21 protein-coding genes are annotated in these 23,327 nt (G+C 63.3%); 14 read left to right on the top strand and 7 right to left on the bottom strand.

Translation table 11 applies throughout. From position 1 onward, the window contains the following. The first annotated feature begins 6 nt into the window (after nt 1–6). Together JG746_RS14330 and JG746_RS14325 are read left to right on the top strand one after the other, a co-directional pair. Nucleotides 7–981, top strand: coding sequence for a nucleoside hydrolase (locus tag JG746_RS14330; protein ID WP_202358717.1), 975 nt, complete (start codon nt 7–9; stop codon nt 979–981). 55 nt (nt 982–1,036) lie between these two features. Beyond that, nucleotides 1,037–3,079, top strand: coding sequence for a YgiQ family radical SAM protein (locus JG746_RS14325; RefSeq protein ID WP_202358716.1), 2,043 nt, complete (start codon nt 1,037–1,039; stop codon nt 3,077–3,079). Nucleotides 3,080–3,086: 7 nt separating this feature from the next. On the opposite strand, the gene JG746_RS14320 is transcribed toward JG746_RS14325, so the two are convergent. The 3 genes from JG746_RS14320 to JG746_RS14310 all read right to left on the bottom strand — a co-directional run bounded on the left by JG746_RS14320 (nt 3,087) and on the right by JG746_RS14310 (nt 5,869). Beyond that, on the bottom strand, nt 3,087–4,388 hold the full coding sequence (locus tag JG746_RS14320; protein ID WP_202358715.1) for an RsmB/NOP family class I SAM-dependent RNA methyltransferase: 1,302 nt from the start codon (nt 4,386–4,388) through the stop codon (nt 3,087–3,089). 120 nt (nt 4,389–4,508) lie between these two features. Then, a complete protein-coding gene (locus tag JG746_RS14315) occupies nt 4,509–4,787 on the bottom strand; it encodes a hypothetical protein (RefSeq protein WP_202358714.1) in 279 nt (92 codons plus the stop codon). A gap of 230 nt (nt 4,788–5,017) precedes the next feature. After that, the gene (locus tag JG746_RS14310; RefSeq protein ID WP_202358713.1) at nt 5,018–5,869 is read right to left on the bottom strand and encodes an MEDS domain-containing protein; all 852 of its coding nucleotides are present in this window, start codon (nt 5,867–5,869) and stop codon (nt 5,018–5,020) included. 184 nt (nt 5,870–6,053) lie between these two features. Between JG746_RS14310 and JG746_RS14305 the strand changes: the two genes are divergently transcribed. The 4 genes from JG746_RS14305 to JG746_RS14290 all read left to right on the top strand — a co-directional run bounded on the left by JG746_RS14305 (nt 6,054) and on the right by JG746_RS14290 (nt 9,753). Next, nucleotides 6,054–7,772 carry a putative bifunctional diguanylate cyclase/phosphodiesterase gene (locus JG746_RS14305; protein ID WP_202358712.1) on the top strand — a complete coding sequence of 573 codons (1,719 nt, stop codon included), beginning with the start codon at nt 6,054–6,056 and terminating at the stop codon, nt 7,770–7,772. 247 nt (nt 7,773–8,019) lie between these two features. Then, entirely contained in the window at nt 8,020–8,484 is a 465-nt protein-coding gene (locus JG746_RS14300) for an Hsp20 family protein (protein ID WP_202358711.1), read from the top strand. Between the two features lie 68 nt (nt 8,485–8,552). Further along, a complete protein-coding gene (locus JG746_RS14295; protein ID WP_202358710.1) occupies nt 8,553–9,038 on the top strand; it encodes a hypothetical protein in 486 nt (161 codons plus the stop codon). A gap of 412 nt (nt 9,039–9,450) precedes the next feature. After that, entirely contained in the window at nt 9,451–9,753 is a 303-nt protein-coding gene (locus tag JG746_RS14290; RefSeq protein WP_202358709.1) for a hypothetical protein, read from the top strand. 181 nt (nt 9,754–9,934) lie between these two features. Here the strand turns inward: JG746_RS14290 and JG746_RS14285 are convergent, their stop codons facing one another. Beyond that, nucleotides 9,935–10,216, bottom strand: coding sequence for a hypothetical protein (locus JG746_RS14285; RefSeq protein WP_244730801.1), 282 nt, complete (start codon nt 10,214–10,216; stop codon nt 9,935–9,937). Nucleotides 10,217–10,551: 335 nt separating this feature from the next. On the opposite strand from JG746_RS14285, the gene JG746_RS14280 reads away from it, so the two are divergent. From JG746_RS14280 to JG746_RS14250, 7 genes are all read left to right on the top strand, one after another. Further along, on the top strand, nt 10,552–11,436 hold the full coding sequence (locus tag JG746_RS14280) for a hypothetical protein (protein WP_202358708.1): 885 nt from the start codon (nt 10,552–10,554) through the stop codon (nt 11,434–11,436). 28 nt (nt 11,437–11,464) lie between these two features. Further along, the gene (locus JG746_RS14275; RefSeq protein WP_202358707.1) at nt 11,465–11,755 is read left to right on the top strand and encodes a hypothetical protein; all 291 of its coding nucleotides are present in this window, start codon (nt 11,465–11,467) and stop codon (nt 11,753–11,755) included. A gap of 239 nt (nt 11,756–11,994) precedes the next feature. Continuing rightward, on the top strand, nt 11,995–13,881 hold the full coding sequence (gene htpG, locus JG746_RS14270) for a molecular chaperone HtpG (protein ID WP_202358706.1): 1,887 nt from the start codon (nt 11,995–11,997) through the stop codon (nt 13,879–13,881). A 180-nt stretch (nt 13,882–14,061) separates the two neighbouring features. Continuing rightward, entirely contained in the window at nt 14,062–14,940 is an 879-nt protein-coding gene (locus tag JG746_RS14265) for an ABC transporter permease (RefSeq protein ID WP_202358705.1), read from the top strand. Further along, entirely contained in the window at nt 14,937–15,776 is an 840-nt protein-coding gene (locus tag JG746_RS14260) for an ABC transporter permease (RefSeq protein ID WP_202358704.1), read from the top strand. Before JG746_RS14265 ends, JG746_RS14260 begins: the two co-directional genes overlap by 4 nt. Beyond that, nucleotides 15,773–16,915, top strand: coding sequence for an ABC transporter substrate-binding protein (locus JG746_RS14255; RefSeq protein WP_202358703.1), 1,143 nt, complete (start codon nt 15,773–15,775; stop codon nt 16,913–16,915). The genes JG746_RS14260 and JG746_RS14255 overlap by 4 nt, the downstream gene beginning before the upstream one ends. Beyond that, on the top strand, nt 16,908–18,077 hold the full coding sequence (locus JG746_RS14250) for an ABC transporter ATP-binding protein (RefSeq protein WP_202358702.1): 1,170 nt from the start codon (nt 16,908–16,910) through the stop codon (nt 18,075–18,077). Before JG746_RS14255 ends, JG746_RS14250 begins: the two co-directional genes overlap by 8 nt. A gap of 62 nt (nt 18,078–18,139) precedes the next feature. Here the strand turns inward: JG746_RS14250 and JG746_RS14245 are convergent, their stop codons facing one another. Continuing rightward, a complete protein-coding gene (locus JG746_RS14245; protein ID WP_202358701.1) occupies nt 18,140–19,120 on the bottom strand; it encodes a GlxA family transcriptional regulator in 981 nt (326 codons plus the stop codon). Nucleotides 19,121–19,281: 161 nt separating this feature from the next. Between JG746_RS14245 and JG746_RS14240 the strand changes: the two genes are divergently transcribed. Continuing rightward, complete coding sequence (locus JG746_RS14240) at nt 19,282–21,885, top strand: bifunctional diguanylate cyclase/phosphodiesterase (protein WP_202358700.1); 2,604 nt, start codon at nt 19,282–19,284, stop codon at nt 21,883–21,885. Nucleotides 21,886–21,971: 86 nt separating this feature from the next. On the opposite strand, the gene JG746_RS14235 is transcribed toward JG746_RS14240, so the two are convergent. Together JG746_RS14235 and plsY are read right to left on the bottom strand one after the other, a co-directional pair. Further along, nucleotides 21,972–22,538, bottom strand: a complete 567-nt coding sequence (locus tag JG746_RS14235; RefSeq protein WP_244730800.1) for a hypothetical protein — start codon at nt 22,536–22,538, stop codon at nt 21,972–21,974. 92 nt (nt 22,539–22,630) lie between these two features. Then, on the bottom strand, nt 22,631–23,278 hold the full coding sequence (gene plsY, locus JG746_RS14230; protein WP_202358699.1) for a glycerol-3-phosphate 1-O-acyltransferase PlsY: 648 nt from the start codon (nt 23,276–23,278) through the stop codon (nt 22,631–22,633). Nucleotides 23,279–23,327 lie beyond the last annotated feature (49 nt).

Genomic DNA, 23,327 nt, shown 5'->3' with positions numbered 1-23,327 from the left:
CCCACCATGGAAAAGATCATCCTGGACTGCGACCCAGGGCATGACGACGCCATCGCCATCCTGCTCGCGGCCGGCAACCCGAAGATCGATCTCCTCGGCATCACGACGGTTTCGGGCAACCACAATGTCGAGAACACCACGCGCAATGCGTTGTCCGTCTGCACCGCCTATGGCATCAAGGTGCCGGTGGCCAAGGGCTCTCCCGGTCCGCTGATCATCGATCAGGTGCTGGCCGTCGAGATCCACGGCGAAACAGGGCTCGACGGCCCCGTTCTGCCGCCAGCCTCGTTCGAGCTCGACGGGAGGCATGCCGTCGACTTCATCATCGACACCGTCATGGCGCATGAGCCGAAGACGGTGACGCTTGTGCCGGTCGGCCCTTACACCAACATCGCACTTGCCGTGCGCAAGGACCCGCGCATCGTCGGGCGGGTGAAGAAGGTCGTCGCCATGGGTGGTGCCTACACGCGCGGCAACATCACGCCGGCGGCGGAGTTCAACATCTATGGCGACCCGGAAGCCGCCGACGTGGTGTTCCGCGCCAATTGGGACGTCACCATGGTGGGGCTCGACCTCACCCACCAGGCGCTGGCCACCCCCGACCTGCAGGACCGGGTGCGCGCCGTCGGCGGCCCGATGGCCAAGTTCATCCTCGATATCTGGGAATTCATCGCCACCACCCATGGCGGCCTGCTGCAGATCGAATATCCGGCCATCCATGACGCATGCTGCGTCGCCGCGATGATCGATCCAACCGTCTTCACCACGGAAAAGGCCGACATCCGCGTCGAAATCGCCGGCCGCTGGACCAAGGGCATGACCGTCTGCAATTTCGAGAAAATGGGCGGCATGCGCCATTTCGGCGGCACGGCGAGCGAGCAGACCGATTTCCGCCACACCGTGGCGATGAAGCTCGATCATGCGAAGTTCTGCGATCTGATCGTGGACGCATTGGAGCGGCTAACGCGCGGGTTGGGGTGAAGAGCCCTGGTCAAGGTTCATTGAATTCGAGCTGGCGGCGGCCTATACGTCGCCAATGGAAACCATAGCCAGCGCCCAAAGAGACATCATTCCGCTATCCGTCCACCGGCCCCATGCCGGACGGGCGGCGCCGTTCCTGCCGATGAGCCGCGCCGAGATGACGGCGCTCGGTTGGGACGAATGCGACATCGTGCTGGTCACGGGCGACGCCTATGTCGACCATCCGAGCTTCGGCATGGCGATCATCGGCCGCCTGCTCGAATCCCAGGGTTTTCGCGTCGGCATCATCTCGCAGCCCGACTGGCAGTCGGCGGAGCCGTTCAAGGCGCTGGGCAGGCCGAGGCTGTTCTTCGGCATCACCGGGGGCAACCTCGATTCCATGGTCAACCGCTACACCTCGGACCGCAAGCTGCGCCATGACGACGCCTATACGGCGGGCGGTGACGGCGGCAAGCGGCCGGACCGCTGCACGATCGTCTATACGCAGCGCTGCCGCGAGGCCTACAAGGACGTGCCGCTGGTGCTGGGCGGCATCGAAGCCTCGCTGCGCCGCATCGCCCATTACGACTACTGGTCCGACAAGGTGCGCCGCTCGATCCTGGCCGATGCCAAGGCCGACCTCTTGATCTACGGCAATGCCGAGCGCGCCGTCGTCGAGGTGGCGAACCGGCTCGCCGCAGGCGACACGCCACGTCAGCTCGACTCCATCAGGGGCGTCGCCCTGTTCCGCCGCGTGCCCGAGCACTTCACCGAACTCCATGCCGACGATCTCGATTCCGCCGACGAGGGCGCGACCCGCAAGCCCGGCGACACCGTGATCCGGCTGCCCTCCTTCGAGCAGGTCGAGGGCGATCGCGATGCCTATGCCCGCGCCTCGCGCGTGCTGCATCGCGAGGCCAACCCCGGCAATGCCCGCCCGCTCGTCCAGCGCCATGGCGACCGCGACCTGTGGCTCAACCCGCCGCCCATCCCGCTGACATCAGACGAGATGGACGCCGTCTACGACCTGCCCTACGCGCGTGCGCCGCACCCGTCCTATGGCGATGCGAAGATCCCCGCCTGGGACATGATCAAGTTCTCGGTGACGGTGATGCGCGGCTGCTTCGGCGGCTGCACGTTCTGCTCGATCACCGAGCACGAAGGCCGCATCATCCAGAACCGCTCCGAGGGCTCGATCCTGCGCGAGATCGAGAAGATCCGCGACAAGACGCCGGGCTTCACCGGCGTGATCTCCGATATTGGCGGGCCGACCGCCAACATGTACCGGATGGCCTGCAAGGACCCCAAGATCGAGGCGGCCTGCCGCCTGCCGTCCTGCGTGTTTCCCGACATCTGCCCCAACCTCAACACCTCGCATGACGACCTGATCCGGCTCTACCGAAAGGTCCGCGAGGTCAAGGGCGTCAAGAAGGTGATGGTCGCCTCCGGCGTGCGCTATGACCTGGCCGTCACGAGCCCCGAATATGTCAAGGAACTGGTGACCCACCACGTCGGCGGCTACCTCAAGATCGCGCCCGAGCACACCGAGCGTGGGCCGCTCGACAAGATGATGAAGCCCGGCATCGGCACCTATGACCGCTTCAAGGAGATGTTCGACGCCGCGGCCAAGGAAGCCGGCAAGAAATACTACCTCATTCCGTATTTCATCGCCGCCCATCCCGGCACGACCGACGAGGACATGCTGCAGCTGGCCATCTGGCTGAAGAAGAACCGCTACCGCGCCGATCAGGTGCAGACCTTCCTGCCCTCGCCCATGGCCACCGCGACGGCCATGTACCATACCGGCGTCAACACGCTGAAGGGCGTGCGGCGCGGCGCGACCGACAAGGTCGAGACCGTTCGCGGCGGCCGGCAGCGCCGGCTGCACAAGGCATTCCTGCGCTACCACGATCCCGACAATTGGCCGCTGCTGCGCGAAGCCCTGAAGGAGATGGGCCGCGCCGACCTTATCGGCCCTCGCCCCGACCAGCTCGTGCCCGCCCACCAGCCGCCCGGAACCGGCAAGGCCGCCGGCACGAAACGCCCCATGCGCCCCATCGGCAAAGGGCAGAGCTTCACCACCAAGGGCGTGCCCTTTCCAAAGAAGTTGAGCCGGTAGGGCCGGCCTACTCCGCGTTGCCCTTTGTCAAGCCCGCGCTTGGTTGGGGCGAAGCCTCCCGCTGCATCACGGCGGCGAAAAAACCGTCGGTATCATGGCGTGCGGGCGTCAGCGACAGATAGTCGGCATGGGCCGAATTCGTCAGCTGTGGCGCGGCCTCGCGCAGCGGCACGGCACGAAAAGCCGGGTGTGCGCCAAGGAAAGCGGCCACCTGCTCCTCATTCTCCTCGGAAAGCATGGAGCATGTTGCGTAGACCAGCCGCCCGCCGGGCTTCACCAGACGCGCCGCGCTCGCCAGAATCCGGGCTTGCAACGACACGAGATTGTCCAGCCCCTGCTGCTCGGCCTCGCGCCAGCGCGCATCGGGATTGCGTCGCCACGTGCCGGTGCCGCTGCATGGCGCGTCCACCAGCACGCGATCGAAACCAGCCTTGCGTCGCTTGATCCACCGATCCGTTTCGCTGGCCAGAAGCCGCGTCTCGATATTGTGCAGCCCTGCCCGCCGAAAGCGCTCGGCGCCGCGCTTCAAGCGGCCTTCCATGACGTCGCAGGCGACGACATGGCCCTTGTTGTTCATCTGCGCGGCGATGGCCAATGTCTTGCCGCCGGCCCCGGCGCAGAAATCGACCACGCGCTCGCCCGGCCGGGCATCGACCAGCATGGCGACAAGCTGCGAGCCCTCATCCTGGATCTCGACCTCGCCGCTTTTCAGCATCGGCAGGCGCGCCAAAGAGGGGCGCTCATGCACGCGAATGCCGTGAGGAGCCAGCGCCGACGGCTGCGCCGGCAAGCCGAAATCCTTCAACGCGCGAAGCATCGCCTCGCGCGTCGACTTGATCGGATTGACGCGCAGGTCAAGCGGCGCCGGCATCAGAAGCGCGGCCATCTCCTGCCCGAACGCTTCCTTGAAACGACGCCGCAGCGGATCGGCCGCCCATGACGGGCATTCAAGGCGCACCTCCTCCGGCATGCCGGGATGGTCGATCGTGCATCCCTGCAATTTGACCAGCAGCGCGTGCTCGTGATCCATCAGGACGGCAGGCGCGTATTTCGCGCCGTCGAACAAGCGTTCGATCTGATCGGGCGTCTTGCCTTCCTTCAGCGTGAGCCATGCGAGCAGCCGGTTGCGAGGCATGTCCTCGCGTCCATGCTTGACCAGCCACCAGCCAAGCCGCGCATGATGTCGCAGAAGCGCGTAGAGCAGCTCCAGGATCCGACCGCGGTCCTTGTCGCCGATATAGCGACGGGCGCGAAACCAGGCCGAGACGACAGCATCCGCGGGACGCGGAACACTATCGACTTCATGCATTAGTTCGAGGATGGCTTGTAGACGGGTGGCAGGGGTCACGGAACGGCGATCAGGCTGAAAAAACGCCTATATAGTCGACAGAACGGCTCCTGACTATTGGTCGCGCGTGGCCGCCTGCCATCAGGCTATCGGCGGCCCGATGGCCAGTTCATCCTCGATATCAGGGCGTCCAGAGCGATCACGCGCTTCGAGAAAACGGGCAGCATGCGCCATATCGGCGGCACGGCAAGCGAGCAGGCGGACTTCCGCCACACCCCTGGCGTTGAAGCTCGACCATGCGATGTTCTGCGACCTGATCATGGATGCGCTGGAGCGGTTGGTCAGGCAGAAGGGGTGATTCAAGTTTTGTTCGTGGCGGATCGATTTCATAACGGAATTGCCGAAGATGCCGAGCGGCAAGATCGACGGGCACTCAGTCTCCATCCGATCCCAGAGTGACCGCTATGGGCCGGAAGCGGATTGGCGACTTGTGGCTGCCGAGAAGTGATAGCGGGCGTTAAACCCGCAAAGGCTGCCCGGAAACGCATCGCATGGCGCCGTTTTCATCATCGGCAAAACAGCACTCGCAGGCCGCGCTGGAGCGCAGGCTCCGGTCCAGCTTCCATCGCAGAAGCAACCCCGGACTTGTGCTACTCGCCAAGAACCATGTGCAAGAGCTGGACCGTGCTCCGCGCGTTGGTCTTCTTGAGAAGGTTGGCCCTATGGAACTCGACCGTCCGTGGGGCAATTTTCAAGGTGCGAGCAATCTCCTTACTCGAATAGCCCCTGACGATTTGGGCGAGCACGATACGCTCGCGAGCCGTGAAAGTGGCGTGGCTGGTGTCCGCCAGGATATTCAATGCGCCATTCAGCTTCCTGATTTCCTGCTTGGCGGCCTGGAGCTCCGGCGTCTCGAGAAACTCCCATTCTCCGTTTCGCCGGGTGATGGTGAATTGATGTGCTCGCGCGACATCGAGCAGGTCCACGGCCCTGCTTTCCGACAGCGAATAAGTGCACAAAACGAGCATCTTCTGACCCGCCAGCGAGTGATCGAGTTCATGCTCGTACTGGCAAAACTCTCTCCAGTGGCTGGTCCCGATCCAGAAGGCGTTACCGCTGACTCTGATCCCGGCATAGCCCCGTTCCAACGCTGCGCGCAGCTTCTCATTCCAGCCGCCGGTGATGCGCTGTATGTCAAACTCGCCGCCCGGAAGGTACCAGTCCCTAGCAGCAATGATCTCCATCTGGCCAGCCATCAGGCGTGCATCGATGTCGGGGATCAACTGCCGTAGCGCATCCTTCGCCGCCCCTGCGCCGATCGGATCGGAGACCGCCCAGATGCAGGACTCGTTGTTCTCCAGCCCAGCCGCGAAATAGGAAGCGTTGGTGGCAAGCAGGTCCTGTTCCGCTTCGTAAAAGACGCAGATGTGTGTGCCCCAGGACATCTCGCCCATGACGCGGATGCCGGACTTGCGGAGCGCGTGGGCAGGCTCATCGTTCATGTCGATGCCGCTTTCCGGGGCACGAGTACGTCACTGAGCCACTAAATCAGTCGCAGCCGACGGCGGCCCACGCCACGTCGGCCATTCCGTTACGGAACCTGTTGATCGTGCCAGTAGAATATGCGCGATAGCTGGCCATCTATGGGGGCATGCATCTGCGGACGGTATCAGCTGTGGCCCCAACATGACAGAGATTTTCAAGGCCGGGTTCGGTAATCTGATCCGCGGTACCGCGGTCGCCAACCCGCGCCGCTATGGCGTGCCGGAAGGGATCGCGGCCCGGCTGCCCGATCTGTCGAGGGATGGGTTGGCCATCAGCGATCTGCGTGAAAAGGGTATGGCGCTCGTCTACGTCAACCGCGCGTTCCAGGACATTACCGGCTATTCCAGCGACGAACTGATCGGCAGAAACTGCCGCTTCCTGCAAGGCAGCGATCGTCGTCAACCCGAAATTCAGTCCATTCGCGAAGCCATCGCCCGGCGTGAGGATGTTGCCGTCACGCTGAAGAACTATCGCAAGGACGGCAGTTGGTTCTGGAACGAACTCCGCCTCTCACCTATGAGCATCGCTGGTGGCGAGCCGACGCACTATATCGGACTGATGCGGGACGTGACGGCGAGCAGGGTCGCCGCCGCGCAAATTGCCCAGAGCACCCGCGCCGACATGCTCACCGGTGTGCTCAACAGGTACGCCTTCGTCGAGGACGTCGACATCCTGTTGCGTCAGGGGGAACGGCCGATGCTGCTTGTCAAGATCGACATGGCTCGTTTCCATGACATCAACGAAGGGTACGGATATGACGTTGGCGACCAGGTGCTGATGCAAATTGCCCGACGCCTGACCAACACAGGCGCTGCACTGGTCTGCCGCACGGGATCCAATGAGTTTGCGCTCGCCCAACCGCTTGGCCATGCCGACGAGGCCCAAACGGCAATCGAAATGATCCGGCAGTCCCTGGCGCCGCGGTACCTCGTTGCGGGCGCAACGATCGGGATACGTTTTGCTATGGGCTATGTCGTTGGCACCCAGACGACGGATGCCATCACGCTGGTTCGTCGTGCCGGTGCCGCTTTGCATCGGTCGAAGTCGTCGGCGTTCCTCGATATCTGCGCATTCAGCGCCGAGGACGACAGGCGTGCCCGGAACCGACTGCGCATGACCAGCGAAATGCAGCAGGCCCTGGAACATGACGAGTTCGATTTTCACTACCAGCCGCAGGTCGACCTCGCCACGGGAACGATTGTCGGTGCTGAAGCCCTGTTGCGATGGCACCATGGCCTGTTTGGGATACAGTCGCCGGACAAGTTCATCGGCCATGCCGAAGACACGGGCCTCATACTCGACATCAGCGCCCGGGGTCTTCGCACCGTCGCCGACTTTGCCGCGCGCGTGAACCGGGGCCGACAAGTGCCGATAGCCTTCTCGTTCAATGTTTCACCGCTGGAGTTCAAGCTTCGAGACATGCCGAAATTTGTCTCCGACGTGCTCACGGCCAGCGGCGCCGATGCTGCATGGATCAAGCTTGAACTCACCGAGAGCTTGATGGTCGAGAGTTCCGCGGAAATGCTATCGATCATGAGGCATCTGCGCGAACTGGGCGTCGGCCTGTCCATCGATGACTTCGGAACCGGCTACGCCAATCTGCGCTACCTCGAAGATTTCCCCCTCACGGAGATCAAGATAGATCGCGGTTTTGTCAAAGGCCTGGCGCAAAGCCGTTCCAAGCGGGTCATCGTCGAGTCCATCATCAGGATTTCCAGAGAACTCGGCCTTCATGTCGTCGCCGAGGGAATAGAGACAGAGGTCGAACGCAAGCTGTTGCGCGACATGGATTGTGATTTCGGGCAAGGATTTCTGTTCGGTCGGCCGGTCGACGCTGCAAGATTTGAATCGCTGGTCTGAGGGCTCGCGTGACCACATGAGGGCTGCACCCTCGCGTGGATCACGCTGGCGATGTCGTGACGCTGCTCTCCTTCCGGCAGCGGGTTTGTTCGTGTCATCAAGAGGCTCGAATTTTTTTACGCAGGGGTCTTGAAGCTGTTTTCGACGCTGCCCAAATCGTTCGCCGTCGAGGCCGTATGGCTCGAAAACGGGCGCTGCCGCTGGGCGGCGCACCTTGTACCCATGTTGCTTCAAGGAGAATGTGGCTATGAGAACCTTTGACTCGCTTTATCGAACCACCGTCGGATTCGATCGTCTTTTCGACATGCTCGAAAACAGCGCCAGGACCGACTGGCCGCCTTACAATATCGAGAAGACGGGTGAAAACGACTACCGGATCGCCATGGCTATCGCCGGCTTCAGTTCCGACGAGGTGGAGTTGACGCAGAACGGCCCGGAACTTGTGGTTGTCGGCCAGAAATCCACCGACACGGAGGGGCGTCAAGTGCTGCACCAGGGCCTTGCCCTGCGCAACTTCAGACACGTGTTCAAGCTGGCCGACCACATGAAGGTGGTGGCTGCGTCGCTTGAGAATGGCCTGCTCAGCGTCGAGATCGTGCGGGAGATCCCCGAGGAACTGAAGCCTCGCCGCATCAACATCGGCTCGGGCGACGCTGTAGCGGTCAGCAAGCAGATCGTCCAGGATGTCGAGAAACCGCGCAAGGTTGCCTGACGCCGATCTTTCAACGCGAACACTGCGGTCGCCTCCCGGCTTCGGCCGGGGGGCCTTGATTGCGGAGATTGGAGATGAATCAGCAGACTGAAACATTCCGCGCCGCAACCCGGCGCACCGGACGTTTCGAGGGTCTTTTTTGTCTTCTCGACAGTCCGAGCGATGTGCTCAAGCATCCACGCATGGCCTTGGACGAAAAGCGCGCCTTGCTCGCATCATGGGCGTCTGACGCGCATGCCGTCGAAAATCGCCCCACCCTACGCAAACTGGACAATGGCAAGATCGTCCCCGTCGACGATATCTTGCGATGCCTGAAGGCGCTGGATCAGGCCGGCCCCGCCGGCAAGGGTCTTTCGCGTTGGGCAATGCCGTGGACCGTGGCGTTCGACCGCCGTGGCCGGCGCATCAATGGATCGCCGCGCAGACGTCGCTTTACCGGCAGGGACGATGATGATGATCCGCCGCCTTGCCCGGCCGCCGTCGCGCCGCGCGTACCGGTTGGGGGGCAAGGTGGCGCGTATGTGATGGCCAATCACGAGCCGGCTTATGCCTGACTGAGCGCTCGCTGGCGAAAAGGCACATAGCAACCCGCTGCGCCGGTTCGCAGCGGGTTCGCAAAGCCTGGCGTTCCGCCCTGCTTTTGAAGATGACCCTGCAAACGCCGCCCATTTCCTGAAGCGTGCTGGGCTGCAATGCACGGCCGTGTGTCTTCATCATCGTCCGGCATCTCCACCAGGACCGTCCCAGTCTTTGCGATCCGGTTTTGGTCGAGGCGCTTGCTGGCCATTGAAGCTCGAACATGCGGTGAAGTGTTGTCTGAACGGTCGCCTACAGTCCGGCCGCTCACGGACGTCGGGGCGCGACCGGCCGCGTCTGTGTCGTTGACTCAGGCCATGCCGAAAGCGTAAGTCGCGGTGCGCGTCTCACGTCCAAGGCGCAGCGCTTCACCCATAAAAGGTATCAAAAATGGACGACAAATATGCCAACGCGCGCGAGCACTTTTTCGCGGCGATCAGGACGCTAGCAGCCTCTTCCGACAGTGTTCAAACACGCCTGATCGACGCAAATTCGAACATTCTGGACGTTACGATCGATGAGTTCGATGGTGACCCGGAACTCAAGTTCAAGTTTGCGAAAATACTGGATCTGCTTGCTGTCGATCAAGACGATATGGAAACGGTCGCAGATGAGACCGCCGCACACATGACGGACTTCGAGGCCGTCAAGGTCGCGGACCTGATTTGTGATTTCTACTATGAACTGACGTAATCTGGCGTGACGGACGGAGCGACCCCGCTTCGTCCGCGGCCAGTTAACGATTGGCACGCCCCATCTTATGGCAGCGCTCGACGCGATACATGCATGCGCCCGTTTCGCTTTCACATGACGGCATGAGGCGCATTGCGGCCCGCAGGCGGTCAAAGCTCGATCGCGTCCCGTCCGCCCAAGATCAATGCGCCACGCCATCCACAACGTGCAGCAGCCTCCATGCCAAGCCGAGACGGCCATGGAACTGCGCCGCAAAACGCTCCGCGGCGACATCCTCCAGCCCGTCATCGACCAGCGCCTCGATGCTTCGCCGCATCAGGGCAAGCTGCATCTGTCTGGCGTGTTCGAGGTCGGCCTCCCGCATGATTTCCGTCACGTGGTAGGCGACGACGGGTTGGCCGAGGCACGACATGAGCGCGTTGGCGTCGGCTGTTACTGCAATAATCGCGTCTTCGATGTTCATTCTGGCGATCCTCATCAAAAAAATGATGCTGACGCCTCCCCGCAAGGCGACGGTGGTCCGTCGCTTCTTTTTTGATTTCCGCGCGCGGCCGAAAGCGCCGCGCCAGGCTTGCAATTGCTGTCTTCTCCGGCCCCTCGGGCAGCCTCGTTTGGTCTGAAAACAGTATCCGTCAAATTTGATTCAAAGGCGACCGGATAGTTAATCGATGGTTAATGGCAGCACTTGCAATGCCTCCCGATCAGGATGTTCGCCTCGCCCATTCCTGCCGCGCAATAGCCGCAAAGCTGCCCGATGGCTGCCGGACCTGTTGATCCGCCACGAAGAAAGGTTCTGTCATGCGGTTGGTCTGGACGGTCATGTTTGCACTTGCGAGCAGTGCGGCTTTCGCCGCCACACCCGAGGACGATTATATCGCCGCGCGCGACAAGGCGGTTGCCGACATCGCGGCGATGGAGAGCACGAACGCATCGGTGGAGACGCTCGATGCGGCCAATGAAAAGGCCCGCACCGACCTCGAAAAGCGTCTGACCGCTCTGCTCGGACCCTTCACGGTCAAGGACTTTCCGGCCGCCGGCACGATCAACATCGAAAGCCTCTCCTCCTCCGACGTCGGCTTCGGCATGCTGGACGGGCTGCGCCACGGCACAGGGGATGGCCCCAGCATCGTGGCCTCGACACGCGGACTGGTCGAGCGCTGGTTGCAGTCGCGCGCCGCCGAAACGGACGCCGATCTCAAACTGCCCACCAGCTTCGACGCAGCCATAAAGCTCGATGCCTTCTACACCCAGGCCATCGGCAGCGACGCCGCCTTCACCGGCACACTCGACTTCGTGCTGAAGAAGCCCGATGGCGCCGACATGGCGATCGCCCGCCTCGGCGGCTGGGCACAGGACGTCGGACCCAACTCCGACCAGGAGGTCGTCGTCACGGTCGTCAAGGGCAACAGTGTGCTGATCGCCGAAGCGCCCGCGGCGCCGCCCGTCCCCAAGATCGCGGCCTGCGACGCCGCGTGGACCGCCGCCGACGCCGCCGCCCAGAAACTGGCCAAGCAGGCCACCGACGAGAGCGACGAAAACACATCCGATGCCTCCAACGCCGCCTGGACGAAAGGCGACAACGACTTCCGCGCCTGCATGGGCAAGAGCCTGCCGGACACCCCGGCCTATCCAGCCCTGCTCGCCCAGGCGCAGGCGCTGGCGGATCATATGGCGGGGAAGTAGGACGCCTTGCGGACCGAGGGCTGAGCCGATGAACGATAGGCTGCAATGTGCCTCGTGTGGATCGGACGGAACCGAGGTGATCGTCCAGTTCGGGTCGTACTGTATTCGATGCGCCACTTGCGGAGACGGCATCGTCGCCACATCGTTCTTGGCGGTTTCCGACACGGATCGTGAAATCTCGGCCTTTGTCGACCCCGGCCATGGAAAACAACCCGCACCGGGAAGCTTGATCGCCTGTGGGTCATTCCGGCAAATTGCCAAGGCAATCCGCGATGTTGCGGATACCGGGATATTGGTGCGGCTGGTAGCCAAACCATAACCCCAAAGGAACCCGGCCCTTTGCTGTCACTGCGGGCGTTCGTCACGCGGAAAGCCTCGCAATTGGCTTTCCATCCCTGCGTGGACTGTTCCTCACCCCTTGTCGCCTTCGCATCGCGCTACGATATTGTCGGTCGCGCTGGGATCTGCCGAGTTGCCGGCGCAATTGAAAATGGTTGAAGGATGAGCCCGGAACGTGCATGGCGCGGCGGGCAGAACGACTACGTGGGAAAAATCGGAATGACGACGGATACGAAAGCGACGGAAACCAGGGCGTTCGAGGCGGATGTTTCGCGGCTGCTGCACATGATGGTGCATTCGGTCTATTCCGATAAGGACGTCTTCCTGAGGGAACTGATCTCCAACGCCGCCGATGCTTGCGAAAAACTGCGCTTCGAGGCCGTCAGCCGCCCCGAATTGCTGGGCGACGACCCCAAGCCGCGCATCTCGATTTCGGCCGATCCGGACAACAAGCAGATCACCGTCGAGGACAACGGCATCGGCATGAGCCGCGACGACATGGCCGAGGCGCTGGGCACGATCGCCCGCTCGGGCACGCGCGCCTTCATCGAGCGTGTCGGTACAGGCACGGAGGACACGCAGCTTATCGGCCAGTTCGGCGTCGGCTTCTACTCCGCCTTCATGGTGGCCGACCGTGTCGACGTCATCAGCCGCCTTGCAGGAAGCGAGGAGGCCTGGCGCTGGTCTTCCGACGGCAAGGGGTCCTACGAAATCGCGCCCGCCCCGCTTGAAGCCGCGCCGAAGCGCGGCACCCGCGTCGTGCTGCATCTGATGGACGACGCCGTCTCCTACACCGGTTCATACCGGCTGGAGCAGCTGGCCAAGTCGCAGTCCGGCCACGTGCCGGTGCCGATCACGCTGGTGGAAAAGCCCGGCGCCGAGGCGCGTGACATCGCCGACGGCACCGCCCTCTGGGTTCGGCCGAAGAGCGAGATCAAGCCCGAGGAATACACCGACTTCTACCGCAGCGTCGCCGGCCAGTATGACGAGCCGGCCGCCACCATCCATTTCCGCGCCGAGGGCCGGCAGGAATACTCCGTGCTGGCCTTCGTGCCGGGATCGCGCCCGTTCGACCTGTTCGACCAGGACCGCAAGGGCCGCATGAAGCTCTATGTGCGCCGCGTCTTCATCACCGACGATGCAGACCTTCTGCCGCGCTATCTGCGCTTCGTGCGCGGGCTGGTCGATTCCGCCGACCTGCCGCTCAACGTCTCGCGCGAAATGATCCAGGAAAGCCCGCTGCTGGCCTCGATCCGCAAGGGCCTGACCAACCGCGTGCTCGGCGACCTCGCCAGGCTGGCGGAGAACGAGGCCGAGGCCTACGCCAAGATCTGGGAGAATTTCGGCGTTGTGCTGAAGGAAGGGCTCTACGAGGACTACGAACGCCGCGAGCAATTGCTGAAGCTCGCCCGCTTCCACTCGACCGCCTCGGGCGAAGGCTGGCGCGGCCTGGCCGACTATGTCGCGGCGATGAAGGAAGGCCAGAAGGCGATATTCTTCATGGCCGGCGACGACCGCGCCCGGCTCGAAGCCTCGCCGCAGCTCGAAGGGTTCAAGGCGCGTGGCATCGAGGTGCTGCTGCTCACCGATCCGGTCGACAGTTTCTGGGTGACGATGGCGCCGGACTTCGACGGCAAACCGTTCAAATCGGTGACGCAAGGCGTGGCCGAACTGTCCGACATCCCGCTGCTCGACGAAGCCAAGAAGCCGGACGCCGCGGCAACGCCGGAGGTCGACAACTTCCTGGCCTTCGTCAAGTCGGCGCTTGGCGACGCCGTCTCGGACGTCAAGGCATCCGATCGCCTGACCGAAAGCGCCGTCTGCCTGGTCGCGCCCGAGCATGGCCCCGATCGGCAGTTCGAGCGGCTGATGAACGCTGCCGGCCGCCTCGACAAGGCGGCAAAGCCGATCCTGGAAATCAATCCGCGCCATGAGCGCGTGCTGGCGCTCGCCGGCCTGGGCGAGGACGACCAGGCCTTCAAGGACGACGCCGCCCACCTGCTCTACGACGAGGCGCGCGTGCTCGACGGCGACAAGCCGGCCGATGCCAGGGCGTTCTCCGAGCGTCTGGCGCGGCTGATCGCACGCGGCATCGCGAAGGGCTGAGCTTCGCCAACGATCGCCTGAGCCGCTGCGATGCCGGCCGCCGACACGGCGTCCATCGCGGCCGGCGACGCGCCCGATGTCCGCTGGCTCAATCGCCTGGTGTAGACATCGGGCCATCAATCACCCAATCTTGGCCTCGGGAACAAAACACGCGCTTCAAAGAAGGCGCACCGGGTGCTCATGAAACGACGATGGACATTGTATGATCCACGGCTGGCATGGCTGCTGGTCGCGCCGGTGCTCCTGCTGCTGATCTTCTTCCTGGTGCTGCCGATCGCCGTGATGGCGGCCTACACCTTCTTCACCTTCGTCACCGCCGGCGTGGAAACCAGCGTGCTGACGACGGCGAACTGGCACGAATTCCTGACCGACAGCTATTATGCCGGCTTCCTTTTGAAGACGCTGCGGGTCGGCGCCATCACCGCGCTGCTGTGCGGGGTGCTCGGCTATTTTCCGGCCTATTTCATCTGGGCGACGACTTTCAAGCACAAATGGCTGCTGCTTCTCCTGCTCATCGTGCCGTTCTGGATCAGCTTCACCATCCGCACCTTTTCCTGGATCAACATCCTGGGCGAACAGGGCGTCATCAATGTCGCGCTGCTGAGGATGGGCATCATCAGCGAGCCGCTGCCGATGCTCTACAATGAGGGCGCGGTCATCCTGGGTATGCTGCACTTCCTGCTGCCCTACATGATCCTCAACGTCTATGTCAGCCTCGAGGGCATCGACCGCACGCTGATTTCGGCCGCCCGCTCGATGGGCTGCACGAGCGCCCAGGCATTCCGCGAGGTCACGCTGCCGCTTTCGCTGCCGGGGCTGGCGGCGGGCCTGCTGCTCTGCTTCGTGCTGGCCGCCGGCAGCTATGTCACGCCGCAGCTGCTCGGCTCCGGCCGCGACGCGCTGTTCGGCAATCTGATCTACGACACCATCATGGGCGAGCTGAACTGGCCGATGGGCGCCACGCTTTCGATCGTGCTGTTCGTCGTGCTCGGCTTCTTCGCCGCCATCTACACGCGCTTCATGGGCATGTCGCAGATCGTCAAGGGATTGGGCGGATGAAGGCGCGGCGAAAAGAGGAAGGCAGATGGGCCTGGCGGCTGACCGGCTTCGTGACGGTCTGCGTCTACATCTTCATGTTCGCGCCGATCGTGGCGACGGTGATCCTGTCGTTCAACGCCTCGATGTTCGGCGGCTTCCCGATGACCGGCTTCAGCCTGCAATGGTACGGCAAGCTGATGGCCAATGAGCAGGTGCTGACCGCCTTCCGCACCTCGCTGTGGATCGCGCTGGTCACCGCCGCCGTCACCACGGCCATAGGCGTCGTCACCTCGTTTGCGCTGGTGCGCTTCGAATTCCGCGGCAAGCAGGCGCTGAGCACGCTGGTGATCCTGCCGGCGCTGGTGCCCGAGACCATCCTCGGCGTCGGCCTTCTGGTGCTGATCAAGGCGGTCGACCAGCCGCGCACCATGCTTCTCCTGGTGCTCGGCCACATCCTGCTCGCCGTGCCCTATGTCGTGCTGATCACCCAGGCGCGCATGGTCGGCATCCGGCGCGTCTATGAGGAGGCGGCGCTCTCGCTCGGCGCCTCGCGCTTCTCGGCCTTCCGCGAGATCACGCTGCCGCTGCTTATCCCTGCCGTCGTCGGCGGCGCGCTGCTCGCCTTCACCATCTCCTTCGACAACACGTCGGCCAGCCTGTTCTGGCGCCCGGCGGGCGTCGAGACCATGCCCACCCAAATCCTTTCCATGCTCAAGATTTCGATCAGCCCGGAGATCAACGCGCTCGGCACCGTGATGATCCTGGTGACCGTCGGCATCCCGCTCATCGGCGGCCTGATCCTGCAAAGCCTGACCAGATTGAAACGACGCGATGAACCAAAGGAGGAAGCACGATGAAACTGTCCAACGGCAAGCGGCTCGAGCGGCTGCATGATCGGTATCAAAACGGCGATCTCAGCCGCCGCACTTTCCTGACGCTGACTGCCGCCGCCGCGGCCGCGGTCGGTCTCGACATGCCCTGGATGCGGCAGGCGCTCGCCGCGGTCCAAGAGGTTCGTTTCGACGGCTGGGGCGGCACCGTGCAGGACGCGATCGACAAATACGCCTTCCAGCCCTACACGGCCAAGACCAAGATCAAGGTGGTTCAGGGCACGTTCGGCGACGAGGACGAGATCATCACCAAGATCAAGACCGCCAAGCCCGGCGACTACCAGGTCATCCATTCCTCCGGCGTCAACTACTACATCAAATACGTCAATGGCGGCCTGACCTCGGAGATCAACGAGGCCAACATTCCCAATATGGCCAATGTGCTGCAGCCGATGATCGATCCGTTCCGCAAGCTGACGCCGAAACTCTCGGCCGTGCCTTACGACTACGGCACGACAGGCATCGCCTACAACACCAAGGTGATCTCGCCGGAGGAAGCCAAGGAAAAGGGCGCGGCACTCCTGCTCGACAAGAAATACGCCGGCAAGGTCGGCGGCTATTCCGACATGACGACGCGCGTCTGGTACGCCGCGCTCGCCACCGGACAAGACCCCAACAATCTCAAGGACATGGACACGATCTGGGCCAAGGTGCGCGAGACGCGCGACCTCGCCAAGAAGTTCTGGAGTTCCGGCGCCGAGCTGATGGACCTGCTTTCCAAGGGCGAGATCGTGGTGACCGATGCATGGTCGGGCCGCGTCGCCGCCTTGCAGGACCAGGGCCATCCGATCGGCTATCTCGATCCCGCCGGCTCCTACGCCTGGATGGAGGACATGCTGATCCTGAAAGGCTCGCCGATGGCCGAGTGCGAGGAGCTGATCAACTTCATGCTCGACCCGGCGACCTCCATCGCGGTGGCCGAGGGCCAGAGCTATCCGCCGTCGCTCGACCCGACAAAGGTCAAGCTCACCGAGAAGATCGAGAAGCTGCCCGCCTTCGACAAGACCGGCACGATGAAGGCGCTGACCTTCGCCGACCCGGTCTACTGGGCGACCAACGAGGACGCCTGGACCAAGCAGTGGAACAGGATCTCGAAAGGTGCCTGACGGAAACGAGCTTTCAGAGGCGCCCCGGCCGGCAGCGGCCGGGGTGGCAAGGCCCGGCGCGGGCGGACCCGGTCCGGGCGGCGCCGGCCAGCCGGCGGTCGAGTTCCGCGACATCGACATCGCCTATGGCAAGTTCGTCGCCGTGCGCGATTTCTCGCTCTCCATCGCCAAGGGCAGCTTCGTCACCTTGCTCGGGCCTTCGGGCTGCGGCAAGACCACGATCCTGCGCTCCATCGCCGGTCTGGTCGACATTTCGGGCGGCCAGATCATGATCGACGGGCGCCGGGTCGACGACGTGCCGATCTACAAGCGCAATATCGGGCTGGTCTTCCAGAGCTATGCGCTGTTCCCCCACAAGACCGTGTTCGACAATGTCGCCTTCGGCCTGAAGTACCGCAACGTGCCGAAGCCCGAGATCGCGCGCAAGGTCGGCCAGGCGCTCGAAATGGTGCGGCTGCCGGGCAGCGAGAAGAAGCTGCCCTCGCAGCTGTCGGGCGGGCAGCAGCAGCGCATCGCGCTCGCCCGCGCCATCGTCTTCGAGCCGCAGGTGTTGCTGCTCGACGAACCGCTGTCGGCGCTGGACGCCAACATGCGCGAGGAGATGCGCGTCGAGATCAAGAAGATCCAGAGAGAAACCGGCATCACCGCCATCTTCGTCACCCACGACCAGGAGGAAGCGCTCTCCATGTCGGATCGCATCGTGGTGATGAATGCCGGCGCGGTCGAGCAGATCGGAACCCCGCAGGAGGTCTACGAGACGCCCGCCACGGCCTTCGTCGCCGACTTCCTCGGCAAGGCCAACATGCTGGCCGGCACCGTGAGCCGGTCCGGCCAGGCGACAGCGGTGGCGCTTGCCACCGGCCAGACGGTCGAGGTCGCCTGTCCAAGGCCGCTGGCGCAGGGCAGCAAGGTCACCGTCGTGGTGCGGCCGCAGAAACTGTCGGTCGGCGCGGTAGGCGCCAACAGGCTGACCGGCCGTGTCGTCTCGGCCTCCTATCTCGGCGGCAGCGCGATCTACGAGATCGACATCGGTGGCAAGACCCTCATCCGCGCCAACGCGCCGATCACCGGCCGCGTCCTGCGCGAAGGCGAGGCGATCGACCTCGGCTTCGATGCCGAAGGCTGCGTTCTGCTCGACGAGGACGGCCAGCGCATTTCGTGATGTAAGTCACCAAAGAGCCGGCTCGACGCGGGTGCTGCTGAGGCAACGCTGCGCGGCCGGCCTCATTGCCCCGCGACACCGGCCGCCATGCGGTTGGGATGCCGGAGATGGGTTGGCGTGATGCCGGTCTGCTGGCGGAAGACGCGGCTGAAATGGCCCGCATTGGTAAAGCCGCAGCGATAGGCGATGTCGCCGATCTGCAGATCGCTGCCTTCCAGCAGCGACTTCGCATGATGCACCCGCAGCGCGAGATACGCCGCCATCGGGCCGATGCCTAACTCGGTGCCGAAGAGACGTTCGAGCTGGCGCCGCGAGCAATTGAGCCGGGCCGCGATCTCGCCGACCGACAGCGTCTCCTGCAGGTTGCTCTCCATCAAGAGCAGCGCGCGCTTCACCGCACGGCTCGACGCTGCCGGAAACAGGTCGCCGACAGGCTGCACGTCCCGGCTGCTCCGGATGCGGTCGAGCACCAGGATCTTGGCGGCCTTTTCCGCCGCCTTCTGGCCGATGAATTGCGATACAAAAAAGCCGGCGAGGTCGGCCGCCCCCGTGCCGCCGGCGCATGTCGAGCGGCCCCGGTCGACCGAAAACAGGCTGTCGGCATGGGCGTTGACATCGGGGAACTGATTGCGGAAATCCTTGATGTGGAACCAGCTGACGGCGGCGCTATAGCCGTCGAGCAGGCCGTAGCGCGCCAGCACGAAGCTTCCGGTGCACAGCGCCGTCAGCGGCACCCCCTTCTCGGCGGCCCGCAACAGGAAGGCTTCCTTGTCGGAACTCAGGCTGCGATTGGTGTCGAGCAGGCCGCCGACCACCACGACATTGTCGAAATCCTCGGGATTGCCGATCCCCTTGGTCGGCAGCAATTCAACGCCGCAGCTGGCCCGGATCGGCAGGCCGCGTTCGCCGACGATCTCCCAGTCGAACTCGATCCTGCGGCTGCGGTCGCCCTCGTCACCCGCCAGACGCAGCGTGTCGATGAACAGCGACAGCGGCGACAGCGTGAAGTCGCGAACCAGGAGAAACGCAAATCGCCTTGCCATTGTACTTCCGCAACCCTTCCGCCCGCCTTAGCTGATGCCGAAACTTGCCACCAGCCTGGAAGGGCAAATTTAAGCGTTTTCTACTACAGTCGGTCGATGAGCTATAGTTCAGGAAAGGTATCCGGGTCGAATTGGCCATCACTGGATTAAGCCTCGGCCGCGTGAGACGGGCCATCTTTTCTTCCGCCAACTTGCCGGCGGCGATCGCCTTTGTCGTGCTTTTGGTCTGCTCCATCGTTGCCGACCAGCAGAACAGAAGGGTTTCCGACCAACTGGCGCGCGCCGACGTGCTGGCCAAGGTCAACATCATCCGCGCCAAGCTCGAAGGCAACATAAACGGCAATCTTCAGCTTGTTCAGGGGTTGGTCTCGGCCATCGATACAGAACCCTATATGGGCCAGCAGAGATTTGCCTCGCTTGCCGGGAATCTGTTCGAGCAGAAATCGCAATTGCGCAACATTGCCGGGGCACCCGACCTGGTCATCTCGCTGATGTACCCGATGGAAGGCAACGAGAAAGCCATCGGGCTCGATTACCGCAAGAACGAAGCGCAGCGCATGGCGGCGCTGAGGGCGCGCGACCAGCGCGTCCTGGTGTTTGCCGGCCCGGTAGACCTTGCCCAAGGCGGCCGCGGCTTCATCGGCCGCATTCCGGTGTTCGTGCCGACGGCGGGCGGCGGCGACCGCTTCTGGGGCATCGTCTCCGCGGTGGTCGATGTCGACCGGCTCTACGCGGCAAGCGGGCTGACCGACCCGGATCTCGACATCGATGTCGCGCTCACCGGCAAGGATGCGCTCGGCGGCGGCGGGGAACGCTTCTTCGGCGGCGGCAATGTCATAGAAGGAAATCCCGTCTCGACCGATGTGCAGCTGCCGTCGGGTTCCTGGCAGATTTCGGCCATACCGAAGGCCGGCTGGGCGGCGGCTCCGAACAACGAGTGGACCTTGCGGTCGCTCATGTTGCTCGCCGGAGCGCTCGTGGTGGTGCCGATCATGGTGGCCGGTCGGCTGTTCGGCGAAAGGCAGAAAAACTACGCGGAGCTGAGACGCCTGTCCGGGCGCCTGGAGCTGGCGCTCGAAGCCTCCGGTATCGGCGTTTGGGAGCACGACCTCACCACCAACGAAATGGTGTGGGATGACCGCGTCAACGAAATCTACGGCAAATCAGCCGACGGCAAGCCGCGCGGCTATGATGACTGGGCGCACGCGATCCATCCTGACGATCTTGCAAGGGCGAGACAGGACTTCGATCTCGCCGCGGCCAAAAAAGGCCCCTACTCGTCACAATACCGGCTCCTGCGCCCTGACGGCACCGTCCGCCATGTGCGCACGCGCGCGACCTACTTCCAGGACATTGGCGGAACGCCCAAGCTGATCGGCGCCGAGTGGGACGTGACCAGCGACGTGCTGCTCAACGAAAATCTCATTGGCGAGCGCCAGCTGACGGAATCGAAGAATGCCGAGCTCAATCTCGCCAAGGCCCATATCGAGTATGTGGCGCTGCACGATTCGCTGACCGGCCTGCCCAACCGCCGCTATCTCGACGAACTGCTGGTCGAAAACGGCGAACCGAACCGGCGCACGGCACTGCTGCACCTCGACCTCGATCGCTTCAAGCAGATCAACGACACGCTCGGCCACGCGGCAGGCGATGCGATGCTGGTGCATGCCTCCAAGGTTATCCAGGCCAATGCGGGCCGTGACGATTTCGTTGCGCGCATCGGCGGCGATGAGTTCGTCGTGGTCAGCCGCGGGCTTGACGACGACGAACTGTCGGCACTCGCCGATCGCATCATCGAGGACATGCGCCAGCCTGTCGATTATCGCGGTCATCCCTGCCGTTTCGGGGTCAGCATCGGCATCGCCGCCAACAACGGCATCGACATCAAGCAGTTGCTGGTCAACGCCGATCTCGCGCTCTATCGGGCCAAAGGCCGTGGCCGCAACCGCTACGAGTTCTTCAACGAGGAGCTGCAGAGCGAGATCGTGCGGACCAAGCAGATCGCCGACGAGATCCTGGGCGGGCTGGAGCGGAACGAATTCGTCGCCTACTATCAGCCGCAGTTCGACGCGAGCACGCTCGAGATCGTCGGCGTCGAGGCGTTGTCGCGCTGGAAGCATCCACGGCGCGGCATCCTGGCCCCCGACGCCTATCTCAAAGTGGCCGAAGAACTCAATGTCGTGGCGCTGATCGACCGCATCGTCCTCAAACACGCGCTGGAGAATTTCGAGCGTTGGTCGCGCAGCCATCTCAACATCCCGCGCGTGTCGGTCAACGTCTCGGCCAGGCGGCTGGAGGACAGGGACCTGATCGAGGGTCTGCGCAAGCTCGCCATCAAGGCGGGAACGGTGTCGTTCGAGCTGGTGGAGTCGATTTTCCTCGATGAAAACGATGATCTGGTCACCTGGAACATCGACCATATAAAGGAGCTCGGCATAGACATCGAGATCGACGATTTCGGCACCGGCCACGCCTCTATCGTCTCGCTGCTCAAACTGCGGCCGCGCCGCCTCAAGATCGACCGCCAACTGATTACACCCATCACCGGCTCGATGGCGCAACGGCAACTGGTGGCGTCGATCATCGAGATCGGCAAATCGCTCGGCATCGAAGTGGTTGCCGAGGGCGTCGAGACGATGGAGCACGCGCGCATCCTCAAGGAACTTGGCTGCGATATCCTGCAGGGTTACCTTTTTGGCCGCCCGATGGAGGCCAGGGCCTTCAAGGCCTTCGCCCTGTCGCGCAAATGGCTGGCCGTGGGGTAGTGGCGCTACGGCGTTGCCCTTGGCCGCCGTCCCACCCTGTGCGCGGTTTCCTCACAACCAGACTCGAACATGTCACCGCTTACATGTCATTCGGCTTCCCGATCCAACATCCGGCGTAGCTCGGCCGCTTCCTTGCTCGAACTCTCGAATATGAACGGAGCCGCGCAAGGCGCCTGCAGCACTGTCAGCGTCGCCGGCGCCGGATTGGGCGCAACCGTGGCGCTTGGACCGCGCAGCGGCGGCATCGGAGATTTCGGATCGCGCATCGCGATCAGAAACGCATCCGACCCCAAATCGTCGGCCTCGCCGAATGTGGAATTGTCCCAGGTCACAGCCAACCTGTCCGACGCCTTGCCGCGCAGAATCTCGCCAACCACGATGTCGAAGCGCGCATAGTCCGTCATGAAGCTGCGAGGCTCCTTCGGCATAGTCTCCCGCAACTCGGGAGAACGGGCGAGCATGTCGCGATATCGTTGTCGAGCCACCGGGTCGCGGACAATCCGATAATCGACAATCCGGCCAACGACGACAACGTCGGCGTATTTGATGTCATGCAGATCCCGCTCGGCTGGCATCATGCAGGCAACGGAGGGCATCGCGGCCACCATCGTCACCAAGTTCAGTGCTGCAAACCAGAAGACACGCATCCCCATCCTCCGCGATCTCGGCGTCTGCCTCCGTCAGCTTTGACCGCGTGACGGTGTCGAATGTAAGGATGTGCACCGATGATCTAGATCCGCGGTTCCTAGCTACCTTGCCCCAGGCTCGGCTCCGTCCCGGCCAGCAGCCGCCGGATGTTGGCGCGATGACGCGCGATCACGTAGAGGCCGCCGGCGATCACCAGCAGCCGGTAGGGCAGCGGTTGCTCGAGGGCGCAGACGAGGACGATTGCGGTCAACGCCGCCAGCATCGAGCTCAGCGAAACAATCCTGGAGATTGCCAGCACGACACAGAAAACCACCCCGGCCCCCATGCCTATCGGCCAGGACAGCGCCAGCAGTACGCCGAGCCCCGTCGCGGCGGATTTGCCGCCGGTGAAATTCAGCCAGACCGAACGGCCATGCCCCAGCAACACGGCAAGTCCGGCGAGACACACGGCCCAGGGCACGAAGCCTTGCGGATCAAGCCTTGCCGGCGGCGCGAGAAACGGCAACGCATAAAGCCTGCGGATAAAGACGATCGCCGCCGCGCCCTTCAGCACATCGACCAAGAGCACCGCCAACGCGGGTCCTTTGCCAAGCGTCCGCAAGACGTTGGTTGCGCCTGTCGACCGGGAGCCATGCTCCCGGATATCGATCCCCTTGATCAGTTTCCCCGCCAGATAGCCCGTAGGGATGGAACCGAAGAGATAGGCGATCGCCAGTCCAGCCACGCCCATTATCCAGAAAACCATGGCTCACCCTGTTGCGGATTTATTGCCGCGACCTTATATCGGCGCTGTC

The organism is Mesorhizobium sp. 113-3-3 (assembly GCF_016756495.1).
In the GTDB taxonomy this organism is placed as follows: domain Bacteria; phylum Pseudomonadota; class Alphaproteobacteria; order Rhizobiales; family Rhizobiaceae; genus Mesorhizobium.
Note: the sequence above shows the minus strand (reverse complement) of the source record. Positions and strands in the feature narration are given on the sequence as shown.

What these genes read in the sequence shown, in the direction of transcription:
- JG746_RS14255 (WP_202358703.1), top strand. Translation starts at nt 15,773, where the DNA reads ATGAAACTGTCCAACGGCAAGCGGCTCGAGCGGCTGCATGATCGGTAT.
- htpG (WP_202358706.1), top strand. Translation starts at nt 11,995, where the DNA reads ATGACGACGGATACGAAAGCGACGGAAACCAGGGCGTTCGAGGCGGAT.
- JG746_RS14245 (WP_202358701.1), bottom strand. Translation starts at nt 19,120, where the DNA reads ATGGCAAGGCGATTTGCGTTTCTCCTGGTTCGCGACTTCACGCTGTCG.
- JG746_RS14260 (WP_202358704.1), top strand. Translation starts at nt 14,937, where the DNA reads ATGAAGGCGCGGCGAAAAGAGGAAGGCAGATGGGCCTGGCGGCTGACC.
- JG746_RS14325 (WP_202358716.1), top strand. Translation starts at nt 1,037, where the DNA reads ATGGAAACCATAGCCAGCGCCCAAAGAGACATCATTCCGCTATCCGTC.
- JG746_RS14330 (WP_202358717.1), top strand. Translation starts at nt 7, where the DNA reads ATGGAAAAGATCATCCTGGACTGCGACCCAGGGCATGACGACGCCATC.
- JG746_RS14300 (WP_202358711.1), top strand. Translation starts at nt 8,020, where the DNA reads ATGAGAACCTTTGACTCGCTTTATCGAACCACCGTCGGATTCGATCGT.
- JG746_RS14285 (WP_244730801.1), bottom strand. Translation starts at nt 10,216, where the DNA reads ATGAACATCGAAGACGCGATTATTGCAGTAACAGCCGACGCCAACGCG.
- JG746_RS14290 (WP_202358709.1), top strand. Translation starts at nt 9,451, where the DNA reads ATGGACGACAAATATGCCAACGCGCGCGAGCACTTTTTCGCGGCGATC.
- JG746_RS14275 (WP_202358707.1), top strand. Translation starts at nt 11,465, where the DNA reads ATGAACGATAGGCTGCAATGTGCCTCGTGTGGATCGGACGGAACCGAG.
- JG746_RS14265 (WP_202358705.1), top strand. Translation starts at nt 14,062, where the DNA reads ATGAAACGACGATGGACATTGTATGATCCACGGCTGGCATGGCTGCTG.
- JG746_RS14235 (WP_244730800.1), bottom strand. Translation starts at nt 22,538, where the DNA reads ATGGGGATGCGTGTCTTCTGGTTTGCAGCACTGAACTTGGTGACGATG.
- plsY (WP_202358699.1), bottom strand. Translation starts at nt 23,278, where the DNA reads ATGGTTTTCTGGATAATGGGCGTGGCTGGACTGGCGATCGCCTATCTC.
- JG746_RS14305 (WP_202358712.1), top strand. Translation starts at nt 6,054, where the DNA reads ATGACAGAGATTTTCAAGGCCGGGTTCGGTAATCTGATCCGCGGTACC.
- JG746_RS14310 (WP_202358713.1), bottom strand. Translation starts at nt 5,869, where the DNA reads ATGAACGATGAGCCTGCCCACGCGCTCCGCAAGTCCGGCATCCGCGTC.
- JG746_RS14280 (WP_202358708.1), top strand. Translation starts at nt 10,552, where the DNA reads ATGCGGTTGGTCTGGACGGTCATGTTTGCACTTGCGAGCAGTGCGGCT.
- JG746_RS14320 (WP_202358715.1), bottom strand. Translation starts at nt 4,388, where the DNA reads ATGCATGAAGTCGATAGTGTTCCGCGTCCCGCGGATGCTGTCGTCTCG.